General features: G+C 39.3%; 19 protein-coding genes and 1 riboswitch. Of the genes, 17 read left to right on the plus strand and 2 right to left on the minus strand.

Features of this window, described 5'->3' with window-relative positions:
- From ABVJ71_RS02070 to ABVJ71_RS02100, 7 genes are all read left to right on the plus strand, one after another.
- Positions 1-1,662: a cytochrome c biogenesis protein ResB gene (locus tag ABVJ71_RS02070; protein WP_353855377.1), complete on the plus strand. Its 1,662-nt coding sequence runs from the start codon at positions 1-3 to the stop codon at positions 1,660-1,662.
- Position 1,663: 1 nt separating this feature from the next.
- Positions 1,664-2,842 carry a c-type cytochrome biogenesis protein CcsB gene (gene ccsB / locus ABVJ71_RS02075; protein ID WP_353855378.1) on the plus strand — a complete coding sequence of 393 codons (1,179 nt, stop codon included), beginning with the start codon at positions 1,664-1,666 and terminating at the stop codon, positions 2,840-2,842.
- An 87-nt stretch (positions 2,843-2,929) separates the two neighbouring features.
- A complete protein-coding gene (locus ABVJ71_RS02080; RefSeq protein WP_353855379.1) occupies positions 2,930-3,652 on the plus strand; it encodes a response regulator transcription factor in 723 nt (240 codons plus the stop codon).
- On the plus strand, positions 3,649-5,430 hold the full coding sequence (locus ABVJ71_RS02085) for an ATP-binding protein (RefSeq protein ID WP_353855380.1): 1,782 nt from the start codon (positions 3,649-3,651) through the stop codon (positions 5,428-5,430). The genes ABVJ71_RS02080 and ABVJ71_RS02085 overlap by 4 nt, the downstream gene beginning before the upstream one ends.
- 203 nt (positions 5,431-5,633) lie before the next feature.
- The gene (sigX, locus tag ABVJ71_RS02090; protein ID WP_353855381.1) at positions 5,634-6,242 is read left to right on the plus strand and encodes an RNA polymerase sigma factor SigX; all 609 of its coding nucleotides are present in this window, start codon (positions 5,634-5,636) and stop codon (positions 6,240-6,242) included.
- A complete protein-coding gene (locus ABVJ71_RS02095) occupies positions 6,154-7,248 on the plus strand; it encodes a sigma X negative regulator (RefSeq protein ID WP_353855382.1) in 1,095 nt (364 codons plus the stop codon). Before sigX ends, ABVJ71_RS02095 begins: the two co-directional genes overlap by 89 nt.
- Before the next feature lie 100 nt (positions 7,249-7,348).
- On the plus strand, positions 7,349-7,993 hold the full coding sequence (locus ABVJ71_RS02100) for a peptidoglycan DD-metalloendopeptidase family protein (RefSeq protein WP_353855383.1): 645 nt from the start codon (positions 7,349-7,351) through the stop codon (positions 7,991-7,993).
- Positions 7,994-8,024: 31 nt separating this feature from the next.
- On the opposite strand, the gene serA is transcribed toward ABVJ71_RS02100, so the two are convergent.
- Positions 8,025-9,599: a phosphoglycerate dehydrogenase gene (serA, locus tag ABVJ71_RS02105; protein ID WP_353855384.1), complete on the minus strand. Its 1,575-nt coding sequence runs from the start codon at positions 9,597-9,599 to the stop codon at positions 8,025-8,027.
- A gap of 277 nt (positions 9,600-9,876) precedes the next feature.
- A riboswitch (FMN riboswitch) is annotated at positions 9,877-10,007 on the plus strand.
- Positions 10,008-10,194: 187 nt separating this feature from the next.
- Between serA and ABVJ71_RS02110 the strand changes: the two genes are divergently transcribed.
- Positions 10,195-10,737, plus strand: coding sequence for an ECF transporter S component (locus ABVJ71_RS02110; protein WP_353856523.1), 543 nt, complete (start codon positions 10,195-10,197; stop codon positions 10,735-10,737).
- 34 nt (positions 10,738-10,771) lie between these two features.
- Here the strand turns inward: ABVJ71_RS02110 and ABVJ71_RS02115 are convergent, their stop codons facing one another.
- Complete coding sequence (locus tag ABVJ71_RS02115; protein ID WP_008361239.1) at positions 10,772-11,020, minus strand: ferredoxin; 249 nt, start codon at positions 11,018-11,020, stop codon at positions 10,772-10,774.
- 269 nt (positions 11,021-11,289) lie between these two features.
- Here ABVJ71_RS02115 and ABVJ71_RS02120 point away from each other — a divergent pair, with 269 nt between their 5' ends.
- The 9 genes from ABVJ71_RS02120 (at position 11,290) to ABVJ71_RS02160 (ending at position 19,872) form a co-directional block, all read left to right on the plus strand.
- Positions 11,290-12,342 carry a helix-turn-helix domain-containing protein gene (locus ABVJ71_RS02120; protein ID WP_353855385.1) on the plus strand — a complete coding sequence of 351 codons (1,053 nt, stop codon included), beginning with the start codon at positions 11,290-11,292 and terminating at the stop codon, positions 12,340-12,342.
- Positions 12,335-13,843 (plus strand): ATP-dependent DNA helicase RecQ, encoded by a 1,509-nt coding sequence (locus ABVJ71_RS02125; protein ID WP_353855386.1) that lies wholly within the window; start codon positions 12,335-12,337, stop codon positions 13,841-13,843. The genes ABVJ71_RS02120 and ABVJ71_RS02125 overlap by 8 nt, the downstream gene beginning before the upstream one ends.
- Positions 13,840-14,481, plus strand: a complete 642-nt coding sequence (locus ABVJ71_RS02130; protein ID WP_353855387.1) for a CPBP family intramembrane glutamic endopeptidase — start codon at positions 13,840-13,842, stop codon at positions 14,479-14,481. The genes ABVJ71_RS02125 and ABVJ71_RS02130 overlap by 4 nt, the downstream gene beginning before the upstream one ends.
- Positions 14,426-15,181 carry a LysM peptidoglycan-binding domain-containing protein gene (locus tag ABVJ71_RS02135; protein ID WP_353855388.1) on the plus strand — a complete coding sequence of 252 codons (756 nt, stop codon included), beginning with the start codon at positions 14,426-14,428 and terminating at the stop codon, positions 15,179-15,181. The genes ABVJ71_RS02130 and ABVJ71_RS02135 overlap by 56 nt, the downstream gene beginning before the upstream one ends.
- A 64-nt stretch (positions 15,182-15,245) precedes the next feature.
- Positions 15,246-15,698, plus strand: coding sequence for a DUF2663 family protein (locus tag ABVJ71_RS02140; RefSeq protein ID WP_353855389.1), 453 nt, complete (start codon positions 15,246-15,248; stop codon positions 15,696-15,698).
- Positions 15,699-15,784: 86 nt separating this feature from the next.
- Positions 15,785-16,573, plus strand: a complete 789-nt coding sequence (locus ABVJ71_RS02145; protein WP_353855390.1) for a metallophosphoesterase — start codon at positions 15,785-15,787, stop codon at positions 16,571-16,573.
- 164 nt (positions 16,574-16,737) lie between these two features.
- On the plus strand, positions 16,738-17,316 hold the full coding sequence (locus tag ABVJ71_RS02150; protein WP_353855391.1) for a genetic competence negative regulator: 579 nt from the start codon (positions 16,738-16,740) through the stop codon (positions 17,314-17,316).
- Between the two features lie 195 nt (positions 17,317-17,511).
- Positions 17,512-18,786 (plus strand): Glu/Leu/Phe/Val dehydrogenase, encoded by a 1,275-nt coding sequence (locus ABVJ71_RS02155; protein ID WP_353855392.1) that lies wholly within the window; start codon positions 17,512-17,514, stop codon positions 18,784-18,786.
- 114 nt (positions 18,787-18,900) lie between these two features.
- Positions 18,901-19,872 carry a YpdA family putative bacillithiol disulfide reductase gene (locus ABVJ71_RS02160; protein ID WP_353855393.1) on the plus strand — a complete coding sequence of 324 codons (972 nt, stop codon included), beginning with the start codon at positions 18,901-18,903 and terminating at the stop codon, positions 19,870-19,872.
- The last annotated feature ends 96 nt before the right edge of the window (positions 19,873-19,968 follow it).

Consider the following 19,968-nt stretch of genomic DNA (forward strand, 5'->3'; position numbering starts at 1 on the left):
ATGAAAGAGGTAAAGTGCGAGTGTGGACATATTAATCCAGTCGGTACTATTCTATGTGAATCATGCGGGAACCCAATTGCAGCAAAAGAGAAAAACTCTTCAAAGCTGCTAGATATGAGATATGACGGCAGTGCAAGACGCTCGCAAACGTATAACAAAACGATTGTTGATAAGGTATGGAACTTTTTTTCTTCTGTTAAAGTTGGCGTTTGGTTGATCGTCATTACGCTTTTAGCTTCCTCGCTTGGAACAATCTTTCCGCAGGAACAATTTATCCCGCCAGGTGCATCAGCTTCAACTTACTATGAAGAGCAATACGGATCGTTTGGAAAACTTTACTACATACTTGGATTTCATGATCTATATAGTTCTTGGTGGTTCTTAGCACTTGTGGCATCAATAGGTATTTCTCTTGTGATTTGCAGCCTTGATCGAGTGATTCCGCTTTATCGAGCGCTCAAAAATCAAGGCGTCATTAAAACAGAAGGATTTATGAGAAGGCAGCGTCTTTTCAGTGAAACAGATCAAACATTAGACGAGCATACATATAAAGGCATCGTAAAAGCAATGAAACTAAAGCGTTACCGAGTACGAGAAGAAGATGGGCATATATTAGCTGAAAAAGGACGTTTTTCTCGTTGGGGTCCATACGTTAATCACATAGGATTAATTATTTTTCTGATCGGATCCATGCTCCGTTTCGTTCCAGGTATGTATGTGGATGAAACACTATGGGTAAGAGAAGGTGAAACAGCACCGATTCCAGGCACAGATGGTCAATACTTCCTGAAAAATAATCAATTCTCAATAGATCGTTATGAATCAGGAAATGAAAAAAAAGTGTTTGAAAATGCCATTGAAAAGGCAGGAGACGGACAAGTTGTCAAAAGCTATAAAACAGATGCCATTTTATACAAGCGCGAAGGAGAAGTTGTTTACGGTGAAAAGCCGAAGCTCAAAGAGGTGACAGAACACGAGATTAAAGTGAATGAACCGCTTAAGTTTGACAATTTCTCATTGTATCAAGTGGATTTTAAACAAAATGAACTTGATCAAATGGTGTTTCAGTTAATTCGTAAAGATACAGAGAAATCATTCGGAACAGTGGAGATCAATCTGCTTGAGCCTAAGTCAGAATATGATCTTGGTAGCGGTTACAAGGTCAAGGTTGTCAGTTATTTACCGGATTTTTATTTTGATGAAGACGGGACACCGAGTACGAAAACGAGGAATCCGAATAATCCTGCTTTCGTGTTTGAAATGATTTCCCCTGAAAAACCAAAAGGGGAAAAGAGCTTTGTGGCAATTCAAGAGACGGTTGAAGGTTCTGATAACAATTTATATAAGATGAAATTTGATCGTGTTGAAACAAAAGATGTGACAGGATTAACCGTTAGAAAAGATTTGACACTCTGGATACTGATTATTGGCGGCATCATCTTTATGATTGGTGTTGTGCAGGGGATGTATTGGCAGCATAGAAGGATCTGGCTGTCAGCAAAGGATGGAAAAGTATTAGTCGCAGGACATACAAACAAAAACTGGTTCGGCTTAAAATCAGATCTAAACGTGTTATTAAGTGGCAGTGGCATCAAACAGCCAGTTGATCAAAAAGAACTGCCTGATACAACGAGTATCAGCAAAAGCAAGGGGGAAGGATGAGATGGCGGCAGTCAGTGAAAATCTGTTATTTGCAGCTTTTCTATTTTATTTAGCGGCAGTTCCTTTTTTTGGTGGTGCCATTAGAGGCAAAAAGAAAGAAGATGGCCCGCGCAAAAATAAGTCGGCACTCATCGGCATTGTGTTGACCATTATCGGTTTTCTATGTCAATTCGGTTATTTCATTGCAAGATGGATTGCTTCTGGTCATGCACCAGTCAGTAATCTATTTGAATTCACAACGGCCTTTGGGATGATGTTTGTGCTTGCATTTATTATGTTATATTTTGTGTATCAAGTGTCTGTACTTGGCTTATTTACTTTACCGATTGTACTATTAATCATTGCCTATGCAAGCATGTTTCCATCAGATATATCACCGCTGATTCCTTCACTACAAAGTAATTGGCTGTATATTCACGTGACAACAGCAGCACTTGGTCAAGCGATTTTAGCGATTAGTTTTGTCGCAGGTGTCATCTTCCTTTTAAAACAAGTCGATCAAACAAAACCAGGTAAAAAAACTTTCGGCTTAGAGTTTGTCATGTTTATGATTGTCGTCACACTTGCATTTATTGCTGTCACTTCAATTTTTAGAATGACAGGGTATGAAGCGAAGTTTAATTGGGTAGATAAAAATAAAGAAAAAAGTGTCATGGTATATGAAATGCCTGCACTTGTTGGACCCAACAAAGGGGAGCTGATTACCAGAGATCGAATGGAGCCTTTCGTTGATTTACCGCCTGTTTTTTCTGGCAGAAAGGTAAATACAGTTTTATGGTCATTTGGCGTTGGACTGATCATTTACGGGCTATTCAGATTGATCATTCGAAAACGGCTAAGTGCTCTTCTTCAACCGCTCGTCAAGCAAGTCAATCTCGATTTAGTAGATGAAATTGGGTATCGGGCAGTCTCCATTGGTTTCCCGGTATTTGCACTTGGCGGACTTATTTTTGCCATGATTTGGGCGCAAATTGCCTGGACAAGATTTTGGGGTTGGGATCCGAAGGAAGTATGGGCATTGATTACATTTCTTTTTTATGCTGCTTATCTCCATCTTCGTTTATCAAGAGGATGGCATGGAGAAAAATCAGCGTGGCTTGCAGTGATCGGCTTTGCCATTATTATGTTTAATCTTATCTTTGTGAATCTTGTCATTGCAGGACTTCATTCTTACGCGTAAATCACAGAGTAAAGGCCAACTTTTAGGATTCAATTCGGCTTTTTGTTAAAATGTTAGGTAACAACGGAGAAAGCAGGAGGATTGTTAATGGAACACTCAACTCAAACGAAAATATTAGTCGTAGATGATGAGGCAAGAATTCGCCGCCTTTTAAAAATGTATTTAGAACGTGAAAACTATGAAATTGATGAAGCGGAAAATGGGGATGAGGCTATTCAAAAAGGGCTTCAAACCGATTATGACCTCATACTGCTCGATTTAATGATGCCTGGAACAGATGGAATTGAAGTGTGTAAGCAAATTCGGGATAAAAAAGCCACTCCAATCATTATGTTGACCGCAAAAGGTGAGGAAGCGAACCGTGTGCAAGGGTTTGAGGCAGGAACAGATGATTACATTGTGAAACCTTTTAGTCCCCGTGAAGTTGTATTACGTGTAAAGGCATTACTGAGAAGATCGTCTCAAACATCTTATCTGAACACAGGAACAACAACGAAGGATGTCCTAGTGTTCTCACATCTATCCATCGACCATGATGCACATAGAGTGACTGCAGACGGCAAAGAAGTAAGTCTGACGCCAAAGGAATATGAGCTTTTATACTTCCTGGCTAAAACACCAGATAAAGTATACGACCGAGAGAAGTTATTAAAAGAAGTGTGGCAATATGAATTTTTCGGAGATCTTAGAACTGTCGATACTCATGTAAAAAGACTTCGAGAAAAACTCAATAAAGTGTCACCAGAGGCGGCTAAAAAAATCGTTACTGTATGGGGTGTCGGTTATAAATTTGAGGTCGGCGCTGAATGAAACTGTGGAAAAGTGTCGTAGGAAAACTATGGTTAACCATTCTTTTCCTCGTCCTGATTGTTTTATCTATTTTAACAGTGCTTCTTTTGGAATTTATTGAGAATTATCATGTAGAAGAAGCGAAGTCTGATTTAACACAAATGGCAAACAAAGTAGCGGTCATTTTAGAAAGCCATGAAGATCAATCGCTCGCAAGGTCTATCACGTCAGAGCTTGCAGACAAATTGACGAGTATTGCGATCTTTCAAGAGGATGGTCTAGAATGGTACTCTTCTCAAAAAGGCGGAAAGCTTCCTGCTATTACAAAAGAACAAATTGAAGCGGACAAAGACCTGTACAAAGCATTAAAAGATCGAAAAAAGATTAGCAAACGTGATGAACCGAATGCTGAGAATCAAAAAGATGAACGAATTGTGGTGGGTGTTCCTTATGAAGCGAACGGAAAGAAAGGAATGGTCTTCTTATCTCAATCGTTGCTTGCTGTAGAGCAGACAACAAAGCATACAACGCGCTATATCTTTTTAGCTGCTGGGATTGCCATTGTACTAACCACAATATTTGCTTTCTTCCTCTCTACACGTGTAACCTATCCGCTTCGAAAGATGAGAGAGGGAGCACAGGATTTGGCGAAAGGGAAATTTGATACGAAAATACCAATTTTAACGCAAGATGAAATTGGAGAACTTGCCATTGCTTTTAACCAAATGGGGAAACAGCTTAAATTTCACATTACTGCACTAAACCAAGAAAAAGAGCACTTGTCCAATATTCTTAGCAGTATGGCCGATGGTGTCATCACGATTAATATTGACGGAACCATTCTCATGACAAATCCGCCTGCGGAAAGATTCCTTCAGGCTTGGTATTATGAACAAAACATGAATATCAAAGATGGGGATGAACTTCCGCCAGAAGCACGTGAACTCTTTCATACTGCAGTCAATACAGAAAAAGAGCAAATGATAGAAGTCACATTACAAGGACGCACTTGGGTTCTTTTAATGACCCCACTTTATAATCAGCAAGATGTCCGAGGTGCTGTTGCTGTTCTTCGCGATATGACGGAGGAACGAAGACTCGATAAGTTGAGAAAAGATTTCATTGCCAATGTCAGTCATGAACTCCGTACACCAATTGCAATGCTTCAAGGATATAGTGAGGCCATTATAGATGACATTGCTGGATCAGAAGAAGAAAAGAAAGAAATTGCACAAATTATCTATGACGAATCACTTCGAATGGGGCGACTTGTAAATGATCTTCTTGATCTAGCGAGAATGGAAGCAGGTCATATCACGTTAAACCTTGAATCAACAAATACGGAAGAGCTGATTGAGAAAATCTACCGCAAGTTTCTTGGAATTGCGAAAGAAAAACAAATCAACCTAACGTATGATATACAAGTAGATGAACCGCATTTTGTATTCGATCCAGATAAAATTGAGCAAGTATTTACCAATCTCATAGACAATGCCATTAGACATACTCCGGAGGGCGGAGAGGTTCACTTCTCGGTTCAATCGGTAAAAAATGGCCTGAAGATGGATGTGAAAGATTCCGGGAGCGGCATTCCGGAAGAGGATTTGCCATTTATCTTCGAAAGATTCTATAAAGCTGATAAAGCAAGAACAAGAGGACGTTCTGGTACAGGTCTTGGCCTTGCAATTGTAAAGAACATTGTAGAAGCCCACCAAGGGTCGATTCATGTGCATAGCAAAGCGGGAACAGGTACACACTTTACATTCTATATTCCGAGAAAAAAACAGGAACTCGTCTAATCTTGACGAAGAATCTTGTTACATGAGAAACACTTTTTTTCGAAAGAAAAAGAAGTGTTTTTTTATATCCTCAAATTTTTAAGGAGAACTTAAACAAAAAATCCTTTCAAAAATGCCGATCTTGTCATATATTTGTCATAAAGTTGTAATGTAACGTTTTGTGAGAGTTACTCGACAAAAATAAGTGAACGGAGGGGTTTCCTATGCATGAAACCTTTCAAAAAATATATGATTCGTACCATCAAGACTTGTACCAGTTTTTATTTTATATGGTAAAAGATAAAAATCAGGCAGAGGATCTCGTTCAGGAGGTTTACATTCGGGTACTTCACTCATATAAAACTTTTGAAGGAAGAAGCAGCGAGAAAACATGGTTGTTTTCGATTGCAAGGCATGTGGCCATTGACTATTTTCGCAAACAGCAAACCATTAGACAAAGGGTGCTCGGCACGTTTGATTGGGAGAAGCAAGACGTAAAAGATCCAGACTTACTCCCTGAAGAATTGGCCGTACAAGATGAAAATTTAAAAGAAATATACATTGCACTTGATCATTGCACAATTGATCAAAGAGCCGTTATCATTTTAAGGTTTATCCAAGGCTACTCAATCATAGAGACAGCAAAGGCGTTAAAGTTCTCGGAAAGCAAAGTCAAAACAACCCAGCACCGAGGCCTGAAAGTGCTCCGAAAACATATGGAGCTTTTGAAGGAGGAGCTAGCGAATGAAAAGGAACAGGTCCGATTGGAACGAGGAACGAATCAAAGTGTTGCTAAGTCAGCTTCCAAAGGTGGAGGACAACCGTTCATCTAAGCAGATCTACCAGCAGGTGCTGATGGCGGGTGTGAAGAAGAAGAGTGTCAAATGGATCGGTCCAGCAGTTGCAATGGTCGTTGTCTTATTTATGGCCTTTCTTATTTCTCCCCATTTATTTCAGCCATCTGCTCATGATCTGAAAAAAGCGAAAATGGAATCAAGTGCTGACAAAGGACAGGTGTATCTAACGTTACAGTCCAAAAAGAAAACAAAAGAACCATCGTTTGTTGTTTCTGCGGCTGAACAACAACAATACATGACGATTGCTTACATAGATGAATCGACATCTCGGGTTGTTCCTATTAGTATCGAGAAAAAAGGAGAGGATGATACCGTCCGGGCATTGCTTAGAACATATGAACAAGTGCAATTGCCTGAGATGACAAAGCCGCTTCAATCCTATATAGATATGGTGGATGTTAGCGAAAAAGGGGATACATTAGTCTTTCAGCTAAAGAACGATTTGTCGAATGATACGTTAAAAGAAGCCAATCGATTGAAAGAAATGGTAAAGGAAACGCTAAAATGGAGCAAATATGAGAATGTACAGGTCAAGTCAGTAAAGGGATCTCATCTTCAATTAGGGGCACATGGAACCATTTCAATTGATAAACAGTCAAAGCATGCTTACTACTTACTAAAGAATCAGAGCGGCACATTTTTAGTTCCATCAAAGGATCATTATGATACCTATGATGAGGCAGTAGAGGCGATGAAAAGAGCAAATGGCGCAGGACTTTATCCGTTGCTAGAGCAAATACCTGTTAAGGGCGTTACATCAAATGGAAAACATGTCACTATCACATTCGGAGCATCAGCGCATTTAACGGACTCAATAGATCATATTTTACTCATTGAAGGTCTGTTGCTCACAGCGAAAGATTTTGGTTATACAGAGGTGACCATTCGAAATGCAGGTACGGATCAAGTAGGGCCATATGAATTAAAGGAACCAATTGATGTTCCAGCTTTGCCAAACCCAATCGTAATAAAAGACCGTTAAAGGACGCAAAATACATGCGTCCTTTTTGATGTATAGAAACGGATATTCTGGCTATATACTAAGCTGTCATGAAAAGAACCTCAAAAAAGGGGAGTCACTGATGAAAAGATATTGCTTCATATGGGTCAGTTGTTTATTGTTTTTTACCTTTTTGCCGTCTGCACATGCAGAGAGAAACGAATGGGTGGAACCAGTAAAAGGGGAAGTCACTGATTTGTTTGGGACAAGAGGCGGCTCACATAAAGGATTAGACATTGCCGCACCAGAAGGAGAATCTATTTTTGCAGCTAACGAAGGTGTCGTCACTCGTTCGTATGTATCTGCTACATATGGAGAAGTGGTGTTTATTCAGCACTCAAATGGATATGAAACGGTCTATGCTCATTTAAATCAACGATTTGTCTTTACTGGCGATCGTGTACATGCAGGACAACCGATCGGAATCATTGGCAACACAGGAGCCTCTAGAGGCACTCATTTGCATTTTGAAGTGCATCGAGGCAAATGGTCGCCAGGTAAAGAACATGCGATAAATCCGCTAACGCTCATCTCTGCTGAACGTTTTAAAGAGCCAGCACTTCATGTGAATGGACATGAAAAGAACACATACGTGATCAAAAAAGGGGATACCCTTTGGTCAATTGCAAAAGCACACCAGATGACAGTGGATCAATTGAAAAAAGTGAATCAATTGACAACTCACTTGATTCGAACCGGCGACCGTTTAACGATTTCATACAAATAAACCTCATGCATTGGCATGAGGTTTAATGATTTTATAAGTCAATCAGACGGACTGAGAGTATATCTCGTACTTCCGTTAGTTTTTGTACAATTTCATTTTCGAGGTGCTTATCGAAAGAAAGCATCATGATGGCTTCGCCGCCTTTTTCTTTACGTCCCACCTGCATTGTTGCAATGTTGACATCATGATCCCCTAAAATCTGACCTACTTGACCAATGACACCAGGTGCATCTGTGTGCTGAATGTATACGAGATGACCGTCAGGATAAAAGTCAATATTAAAGCCGTTAATGGAGACGACACGCTCTCCTAGATGTGGAATGTATGTTGCTTTTAAAGTGAAGGTTGTAAAATCACCTTTGACTTTAATTGAAATGCTATTCTCATAACCAGATTCGCTAGAAGATATCTTCTCACTGAAGCTAATACCGCGCTCCTTGGCTACCATACCTGCATTTACTTCATTCACAGTAGAGTCTACACGCTCTTTTAAAAAGCCGGACAATAGACTTTTTGTAATAAAAGATGTTTCGAGTTTTGCAATTGAGCCTTCGTAAGAAATGTCTACTTCCTTTACAGGTTCTCTCATAGATTGAGAAACAAGGCGTCCAAGCTTTCCTGCAAATTGATGATAAGGCTGGATTTTTTTAAATTCGTCTTTGGTCATCGCTGGTAGATTGATAGATGACATGACAGGGAGACCTTTTGCAAATTGAAGAACTTCTTCTGATACTTGTGCAGCTACATTTAATTGCGCTTCTTTTGTAGATGCACCAAGATGTGGTGTTGCAATCACATTTGGATGATCCACAAGCGGATTATCAGTAGGAGGTTCTACCTCAAATACATCTAGTGCAGCTCCTGCAACATGACCGCTTTCAAGTGCTTCAAGAAGATCGCCTTCGTGAATAATGCCGCCACGGGCGCAGTTGATGAGCCGGACCCCTTTTTTCGTTTTTGCAATTGTCTCTTTATTGAGAAGGCCTCTTGTTTCCTTTGTTAATGGTGTATGTACCGTAATAATGTCTGATACTTCAAGCACTTCATCAAATGATTTGGCATTGACACCCATTTTTTCTGCACGTTCTTTTGTGAGGAACGGGTCAAAAACGTTCACAGTCATTCCAAATGCTCTCGCACGCTGAGCGATTTCGCTTCCGATTCTGCCTAGTCCAACAATTCCAAGTGATTTCCCATAAAGCTCAGCACCCACAAAAGCGCTTCTGTTCCATTCTTTTGATTTGACAGAAATATTCGCTTGCGGAATATGACGCATGAGTGAAGAGATCATAGCAAAAGTGTGTTCTGCTGTTGATATGGTGTTTCCATTTGGTGCGTTAATGACAATCACACCATGTTTTGTGGCTTCATCAATATCAATATTGTCTACTCCGACTCCAGCACGACCAACAATTTTTAATGAAGTCATTTTTTCATAAAGATCTTTCGTTACTTTTGTTGCGCTTCTGACAAGTAAAGCATCAAAAGTGTGCAATTCGTCTTCAGCTTCTGTTACATTTTTCTGAACAATTTCGATAAAATCTGATTCTAGCAAAGGCAAAAGACCATCATTGCTCATTTTATCTGAGACTAATACTCGAAACATCGTAAGATTTCCTCCTAAATAAACGTCATAAATATCTGATAATTTACCATATTCCTTTTCACTGTGTCAATCAAATTAAAGCAGTAAAGCAAAAAAGAAAACACGAACATTTTTTCAAAGACACATACAAAATGAACACCTTTAAACAAAAGATAGACAATTTTTATTCCATTGTCATTCTATTTTTTACCGAATTTCAAAACTGATGAGATTGCTCAGGATTTTTATCTGTACAAATGTTCATATATCATATATAATGATGTCGAATTGAATAATGATCAATCTTCGGGGCAGGGTGCAATTCCCTACCGGCGGTGATGAGCATAGTCTCTAAGCCCGCGAGCCTTTTTGGCAGGATTCGGTGTGATTCCGAAGCCGACAGTATAGTCTGGATGGGAGAAGATGGAGGTTCATAAACGTTGCAAACTTGGTTGTTTACACGTTTATTTGTCTAGCCTAAATTTCCCGCTCCTTTCGTTATCGAGAGCGGTTTTTTTGTGGCTGAAAATTGAACAATCCTCTTTTCGAAAGATTTGATCGAAAAGGAGAGAGAACTTTGAATCAAAGTAGAGTAAAACGTTTAGTGGTTACAAGTATGCTCAGCAGCATTTCGTTTGTTTTGATTTTATTGGATTTTCCTTTTCCTGGACTACCGGCGTATTTAAAAATTGATTTTAGCGATATTCCAGCGATTATTGCTATTTTAATTTATGGACCGGGAGCGGGTATTGCAGTTGAGGCATTAAAAAATGTACTCCATTATCTCATTCAGGGCAGCATGTCTGGTGTTCCTGTTGGGCAAGTAGCAAACTTTATTGCAGGTACACTATTCATTCTACCAGTGGCCTTCATGTTCAAAAAAATTAAATCAGCAAGAGGGATGGCATGGTCTATGATCATGGGAACAGTGCTGATGACAGTGATGATGAGCATTTTAAATTACTTCTTGTTCCTTCCAGCTTATACTTGGTTTTTAAATGCGCCTGAACTTTCAGATCATGCGCTGAAGACGACCATTACAGCAGGAATTTTACCTTTTAACTTTATAAAAGGGATTATCATTACCATTGTCTTTAGCTTTATTTTTGTAAAAATGCGTCCATGGTTTGAGAATAAACGTCGACTGCAAAATAGTTAAAATAAAAAAAGCCCCTGTGAAAGGGGCTTTTATACTATTCATGCTTAAGCGGGTCACCATCAAAAGATTCGTCCGCAACTTTGATGGAGTCAGTTGGGCATCCTTCAAATGCATCAAGCATATCTTCTTCAAGTACTTCTGGAACTTCTACAGTCCCTTGATTGTCATCAAGCGTAACAAATGCAATGCCTTCATCATCATAATCATAAATGTCTGGAGCAGCTGCACCGCATGCGCCGCAAGCAATACATGTGTCTTTGTCTACAATTGTATATTTTGCCATGTTAAAAAAATACCTCCCAGATTGTTCGATGGAACAAATGGTTTAACCTTTTTAAGTTTCAACGATAAAAAACCAATTTCCTCAAACTTTATTGTAATGATTTTAAATTCACATTTCAACTGTAAAGTGATTGAGAATGCTTATCACATAAGGGTTTGTTCATAACTTTCCCCGATAAATGGAGTTTAAACATTTCTTCTTCTTTGAAATCTGTTAAAATAAAGGGAGAAAATATTCGATTTTTGTCAGGAAGACAGGTGCTTTGACGAATGACGATTCATTACTTGGATGTCATGTTGATGGACAGCGTACATAAATTGAACGGTGAACGCTCCATTAGTGCTGTCTACCACCTTTTTAAAGGAAAAAAATCATCACAAACGATACAGGATGCAAGTTTGTTTCAGCTTTCCAACTATTTTGGCTGTTATCCTCATTTTACACGTGATCAGCTTGAGCGCTCAGTTCGTAAACTCGAAGATGAACGCTTCATATGCAAAACAGGGGATACGTACAGCGTAACAGATGCAGGGAAAAAGATGTTAATCCAGCAGTTTTCAAATAAACCTATGCCTGCTTATTTTCACGGTGCTCATTATCAAGACAAGGCGAAAACGCTTTGGATGAGACTGTCTTTACTAGTACAGGTGCTCTCACACCATGCAGCAGGCTCTTATCAATATGTGCCGATTCAAAGAGATGTATCGGTTCAAAGCTGGACCAAAACATTCTTAAAACAATATCATCATAAGAAAAAGCTTTCGCAAGATCTGCATCATGAACTGGAAAGACTTCTCATGCGTTTGAGTGATCAAGAGGCACTGATTTTTGTGTATTCTCTGACATCAAATGAAAGAATCGGACGGACGTATCAGCAAATAGCCGAATGGATGAACGAAGATGTGTGGTACGTATACCTTCTTTTTTGGAATGTGCTCCACTATTTTATTCAATCTGCACAAAAAGGTGAGGCAGTGATCATGAAACGGATGTTGAGTGATCTTGAGAATAAGCGTGTTTTAACGAATTCTACACATAAAACCCTTGAACTTGTACAAAAAGGGTTCAGCATTGATCAAATTGCTCAAATTCGTTCATTGAAAAAGGCCACGATTGAGGACCATATTGTGGAACTGTCCATTCATGAGCCAAACTTCTCCATAGAACCCTATGTCAAATTAGATGAACAACAAGCGATCCATGATGTGGCGGATAGACTTCAAACGAACAAAATGAAGCTCATTAAAGAAAAACTTGAGCATAAATATTCTTATTTTCAAATACGGTTGGCGCTGACAAGGATGGTGAAAGCAAGTGGATAAGCTTCATCAGACACTGGTTCGATATTTTGGTTATCATACGTTTAAAACTGGACAAAAAGACATTATTCAAAGTGTACTCGACCAAAAAGACACAGTGGCTATGCTGCCAACTGGAGGTGGTAAGTCGCTTTGCTATCAAATCCCAGGCTATATGACAGACGGGCTAGTTCTCATCATCTCGCCCCTTTTATCGCTTATGGAAGATCAAGTGGAACGAATGAAGATGCGGGGAGAAAAACGGGTTGCAGCGTTAAACAGTTCACTGTCCTTTCATGAGAGACAGCATATTATTCGGCACCTCGCTTCTTATAAATTTTTATTTGTAGCACCAGAGGCACTCATGTCAGAGAAGTTGTTAGAACAACTCAAATCTATGCATATTGGTCTTTTTGTAGTAGATGAAGCCCACTGTATATCCGAATGGGGGCATGATTTTCGTCCAGAATACTCCAAATTGGGAGAATGGAGAGAGACGTTAGGTCATCCGGTGGCACTAGCGCTAACGGCAACAGCGACAAAACAAACACTCATGGATACAGTGCAAACCCTGCGTTTACAGCACCCAGACTTTCATATTCATTCCGTAAATCGACCCAATATTGCTCTTATAAAAGAAGCGTATGAAACAAAAGAAGCAAAAGAGAAACGAGCGATTGAGCTTGTTGATACCCTTCAAGGCCCAGGACTCATTTATTGCCCGACTCGCCAAATGACTGAAGATTTAGCCTCGTTAGTCAAAAATCAGACTCACGAGAAGGTAGAGTTTTATCACGGCGGGATGGATGCAGGCGATCGTATGTTGATTCAACAGCAATTTATCAATGGACAAATTGATCTCATTTGCTGTACAAGTGCTTTTGGAATGGGAATTGATAAAGCGGATATCCGCTTTGTCATTCATATGAGCCCACCGCAATCAATTGAAGCCTTTATGCAGGAGATTGGAAGAGCGGGACGAGATGGACAGGAAAGTGTCAGCGTTCTTTTATATACAGAAGAGGATGCAGATATTCAGAGCCATTTGATTCAATCAGAAGGTTTTGACGATTCAGAAATTGATTTTTTCTTAGATCAATTAAGACAATCGTCTACTATAGACGAAAGAAAATGGCGTGAACAATTAATGAAAGCAGGGCTTCAGGAGACACGCGCAAGGATGCTTACGCATTATTATATGATGCATCAAGACGATCTGCCTCATTTACTTGTAAAACGTGTGAAACAGAAGCTAGAAGACAGACAAACAGAGAAGAGAAGAAAAGTGTGGCAATTTAAAGAACGAATCATTGATCGTGGCTGCTTTAGACAATCTTTGCTATCATACTTTTATGAACAGCAAGATCAGACCGACAGCAGCTCCTTACAAAACTGTTGCTCGTCTTGCGGCCTTGATCTCTCTGATTACGAAAAGAAAGATGAACAATTGGAGCTGAATGAAATGAAACATTGGAAAACGGTGCTCGATCGTATGTTTCATCCGACAAAAGAGGCGCAGCATTGATTGAACAACATCGCCAAATCATACAAAAATTAACCGATCGACAGGCAGTTGAACAGCTTTATTTTACACAGCTATTAATGCTGGTCGTTTCCTTCTTATTAGGTATTTTTATGTTTGAGCATTTCTCTGACTTTACCGCACTATGGCAGCTAAATGATATAAAAATAGTCACATATGGAGTTGGCGGCGCTTTAATTGTCATCGTTCTTGATGCAATTGTCATGAAGGTGTTTCCTCCGCATATGTATGATGATGGCGGTTTAAACGAAAAAATGTTCAAAAACCGCAGCATACCGCATATTGTTTGGTTAACGTTGCTTATTGCTTTTCCGGAGGAAATATTATTTCGCGGAATTGTTCAACAACAATTTGGACTGGAAATTGCGAGCATTGTGTTTGCACTCCTTCACTTTCGCTATTTGTCAAAAATACTGTTGTTTATCCTTGTTGTTTCAATTAGTATCTTTTTAGGACTTTTATACGAGTGGACTGCAAATTTATTTGTTCCTGTCATGACCCATTTTGTTATTGACTTAGTCTTTGCATGTCAAATTCGTTTTAAATACAGGGGGAGGGATGAACATGGAAGAAATGTCGAGATTGAAGAGAAAGAAGGAGCAACTGACAAAAATCCATGATAATGTAGAGGAAAAACTTGAAGAAGAAGTGAATCCTTCAGATGACTCTCACTTTCCTACACGAGAAGATTTTCATGAATATAAAAAGCAGCGAACAAAAAAAGTACGTCATCCACTGTTTACGACATTGGCTATTATTTTTCCTATTATCGTCATTGGTGTTTTCTTCCTTTTATTTTACTACACATCAGAAGAAATCAAACATAATAATCAAGATGTATATAAAATTGATAAAACGTCAAGTGCTGACACAGATCCAGTCAAATCAGCACTTGTCGAAACAAACAATGACACTAGCGCCGGCAAAACTGATGCAAAAGATGGACAGAAAAAACAAGATGAAAAAAAAGCAAAAGAAAAACACCGCATGAAAGAAAAAACGGAACAAAAGAAAAAAGAAAAAGCGGCCAATGAGAAGCGTGAACAAGAAGCAGCAGCTAAAAAACGTGAACAGCAGCAAATAGCAGCGCAAAAACAGCAAGAAAAGGAAAAGCAAAGAGAGGCAGAAGAGAAAAAGAAGCAGGAAAACAAACCAATCCGTGTCGTGCAGCATACAGTTGGACCAGAGGAAACCCTTTATCGAATTTCCATGAAATATTACCAAAATCGTTCTGGTGAAGAGAAAATCAGGACATATAATCATTTAAATGGAAACAGTGTGTACAGTGGACAAGTACTGAATATCCCATTAGAAAACTAATTGCATGACATGAATCAGCTGAAAAGCACATACATATGTAGAAAAAAAGGACAGGGTGTATGTGATGACATTACACGCAATCAGCCGCTACATGGATCAGCCGACACAGAAAATGATTGAAACATTGGTGAAAAGAAAATACAAATATGAGGCCTATGCTAAACAATGCAAAAGGTGGCAATGGACAGCCCTTCTGTCTCTAGCCATTCTTCTTATTTATTTCGTCATATCAGCCAATACGGGAGGCTCGCTGCAACCCGAAGCCATGATTGCAACACTTCTTGGTCATGAACTTTTTCTATTTTGGATCATGGCAGAAGTGTTTGCTTTTTATGCATCTTATTATTATAAGAAAAAAGAAGAAAAGGCTGAGGATGAATATCATAAGCTCAGATGTGAAATTATACAAAAAAGCACAGATTTATGGCCACAATCAAACCAGTGGAAAGAGCGTGAAGCGGTTTTTCGCTTCATGCAACAACAGTATGACATCAATTTGTATTATGAAAGTAAATAAAAGAAAAAAGGGCGTTTTACAGTTGAAACGTCTTTTTTCTTTCAAGCGTCTCATGAAAGAAAGATGATGTAAGGGAGCCGTTAATCATGAAATATGCCATTGGATTCACCGCCGCCATTGCGGCTGTTACAACAGGTGTGTATGTAACGGCAAAAATGGTGAAAACAGCAAAGCAAAATAACATCAAAAAGCATTACTTTACAATAGAAGCTCTTCAATCAGACAGACCAGCTGTCATTTTTTTTATTTCTGATACACATCGCCGGCTGATTAGTGAAACATTATTAGAAAAAGTGAGACAAGAAAAGCCGGATGTGATTATGATTGGTGGAGACCTAGCGGAAAAAGGTGTACCTTATGCAAGAATCGAAGAAAATATAAAACGACTGGCAAAAATTGCGCCGATCTATTTTGTTTGGGGAAATAATGATCATGAGCTGAATCAGCAAAAATTAAAAGATATTTTGCATTTCTATGATGTGACGACATTGCAAAATGAAACATCTGTATGGAATTTCGAAGGCCAGCCGATTAAAATCGGTGGTATTGATGACATACGGCTAGAAAAAGCAGACTATGAGGCGATTCGTTCTGAGTTTGTGAAAGATGAAGTGAATATTCTTTTATCACACAACCCAGATGTTCATGGTCTTATGAGTGAAGAGGAAGGAATCGACTTAGTGTTAAGTGGTCATACCCATGGCGGACAAATCCGAATCGGAAAATTTGGACCCTATGAAAAAGGAAGAACGGGACAAATCAAAGGTGCTTTCTTTCTCATTAGTAACGGCTACGGAACAACGAAAGTTCCAATGCGTCTAGGGGCAAAACCAGAAACACATCTTATTTATTTAATGCCCGTTAAAAAGGGCTGAATAGCGGATCTTCCATATTTTCTATAAAAGTCACCATAAGGCACGGCTTCAGGCTTGTCTTCCGTCTTGACACAGTGTAAACTGAATACAAAATTAAGAACCTATGACTCATCATCTCATATACTACAGTATGATGTGTGTTAGAAGAGGCAGGAGGGAACGTTATGCGACTTGAGCGTCTGAATTATAATAAAATCAAAATTTTTCTTACACTAGATGATCTGACAGACCGAGGTCTTACGAAAGAAGACCTTTGGAAAGATTCGTTCAAAGTTCATCAGTTATTTAAAGATATGATGAACGAAGCGAATCAGGAGCTCGGTTTTGAAGCAAATGGACCGATTGCTGTTGAGGTATTTTCTCTTCAGGCGCAGGGGATGGTCGTCATTGTCACAAAGAGTCAGCAGGAAGATGCTGATGATGAGTTTGATGAAGATTACATTGAAATGCAAGTCAAACTGGACGAGAGCAAGCATGTGCTTTATCAATTTGCCTCGTTTGAAGATGTGATTCAACTGTCCCATAGTTTAAGTCGTATTGGACTTTTAGGGGGTACAGTTTACCATTATGAAGGTCAATATTTTCTCAGCCTAGATGATTTTGAAGACCTTTCTGCTGATACTGTCATTTCAATTTTAGCGGAGTTTGGTTCTCCTACAACGTTAACCATCCATCGGTTAAAAGAATATGGGAAAATCATCATACAAGAAGATGCGGTGAAAACGATTCAACTGTATTTTTAACCACTTTTTTCTATAATATTTAATGCTGTTGTGATGAAACAACAGTATTTTTTTATAACCTTTTTATATTTATAAACGCTGATATTTTATTTTGATAAAAAACGCTTTTTACCTTTGCTTTACTAGTACGAAGGTGTATACTATTGCTTGAAAGGGAGCAGAAGATCATGAAAGATTTCTAGGGGGTTTATTTTAATGGCAGCCGATCAAAACGCCGCTCATAAAGCAGAAGATAAGCTAGATGTTTTAAAATCAACTCAAACCGTCATACATAAAGCGCTTGACAAATTGGGATATCCGCAAGAAGTGTATGAATTGCTTAAGGAGCCAATTCGTCTATTAACTGTCAAAATTCCAGTACGTATGGATGATGGATCAGTGAAGATTTTCACCGGTTATCGTGCACAGCATAATGATGCTGTCGGACCAACGAAAGGCGGAATTAGATTCCACCCGAACGTGACTGAAAATGAAGTAAAAGCGCTTTCAATTTGGATGAGTTTAAAATGTGGTATTGTGGATCTTCCTTATGGCGGAGGAAAAGGCGGTATTATCTGTGATCCAAGGGAAATGTCATTCCGAGAGCTTGAAAAGCTTAGTCGTGGCTATGTACGCGCGATTAGTCAAATCGTTGGACCAACAAAAGATGTTCCAGCGCCAGATGTTTTTACAAACTCTCAAATTATGGCTTGGATGATGGATGAATATTCTAGAATTGATGAGTTTAACTCACCAGGATTTATTACAGGAAAACCGATTGTTCTTGGAGGGTCACATGGACGTGACACTGCAACAGCAAAAGGTGTGACGATCTGTATCAAAGAAGCGGCGAAGAAAAAAGGAATTGACATCAATGGGGCTCGTGTTGTCGTACAGGGATTCGGTAATGCAGGAAGTTATTTGGCTAAATTCATGTATGATGCTGGAGCAAAAATTGTAGGGATTTCAGATGCTTACGGCGGATTGTATGATGAAGATGGTCTTGATATTGACTACTTGCTTGACCGACGTGACAGCTTTGGAACGGTTACTAAATTATTTAATGATACCATTACAAACCAAGAACTTCTGGAGCTAGATTGCGATATCTTAGTGCCTGCAGCAATTGAAAACCAAATCACAGAAGAGAATGCGGCTAATATTAAAGCCAAGATTGTCGTAGAAGCGGCAAATGGTCCGACCACGCTGGAAGGAACCAAGATTCTCTCAGACCGCGGTGTACTGCTTGTTCCAGACGTACTTGCGAGTGCAGGCGGCGTGACTGTTTCTTACTTTGAATGGGTTCAGAATAACCAAGGGTTCTACTGGACAGAAGAAGAAGTGGAGACTCGTTTAGAAGAAATGATGGTGAAATCATTTAATAATATTTATGAAATGGCGCAAAACCGCCGAATCGATATGCGTCTTGCAGCATATATGGTTGGTGTACGTAAAATGGCCGAAGCTTCTCGTTTCAGAGGCTGGATTTAAGCGGCTTATTTGCATCGCGCTCAAAAATCTCCTATCCTTAAATAGGAGATTTTTTTATGGAATGCGAATAGCCCAATCAATTGTTATTGCAGTGAAACGACAGGAGTGGAACAAATGAAACAAGAAGAAGCTATCATCATCGGAGGCGGCCCATGTGGTTTAGCAGCTGCCATCGCATTCAAGCAAATCGGTATCGATGCACTTGTGATCGAAAAAGGAAATGTAGTAAACAGTATTTATCATTACCCAACTCACCAAACCTTTTTCAGCACAAGTGAAAAGCTTGAGATTGGAGATGTCGCTTTTATTACTGAAAACCGAAAGCCAGTCCGCATTCAGGCGCTTTCCTATTATCGAGAGGTTGTCAAACGAAAAAATCTGCGTGTGCATGCTTTTGAAAAAGTAAATACTGTGACAAAAACAGACGGGCGTTTCACCGTTACTACATCCAAAGATGAGTATTCGTGCGACTACGTGGTCATCGCCACTGGGTATTATGATCATCCGAACTATATGAATGTCAAAGGAGAAAATCTTCCTCACGTGTATCATTACTTTAAAGAAGGACACCCGTACTTTGATAAAGATGTTACTGTCATTGGCGGGAAAAATTCAAGCGTTGATGCAGCACTTGAACTGGTGAAATCCGGGAGCAGGGTGACCGTTTTATATAGAGGAACAGCGTATTCATCAAGTATCAAACCTTGGATTTTACCTGAGTTTGAAGCCCTTGTTCGAAATGGGACCATCCGAATGGAGTTCGGTGCTGAGGTAAAAGAAATCACGGAACAAGAGGTGGTCTTTACGAATCAACTAGGTCAAGATACCCGTGTGAAAAGCGATTTTGTCTTCGCCATGACTGGCTATCATCCTGATCATTCTTTCTTAGAAAAAATGGGTGTGAACATTGATCAAGAAACAGGCCGTCCGATATATAATGAACATACGATGGAAACAAACGTAGAAGGCATCTTCATTGCTGGTGTCATTGCTGCTGGAAATAATGCCAATGAAATCTTTATTGAAAATGGGAGATTTCATGGTGGGCTTATCGCTGAAGAAATTAACAAAAGACGTAACAACTAAAAATGAACTGAATCCTTTAATAGAGGGTTCAGTTTTTTAGTATAAAATGGGATAATATAGAAGAATTTTGATAAAATGGGCTTGAGTCATATAAAA

It is taken from the genome of Bacillus sp. Bos-x628 (assembly GCF_040500475.1).
Taxonomy (GTDB): Bacteria; Bacillota; Bacilli; order Bacillales; family Bacillaceae; genus Bacillus; species Bacillus maqinnsis.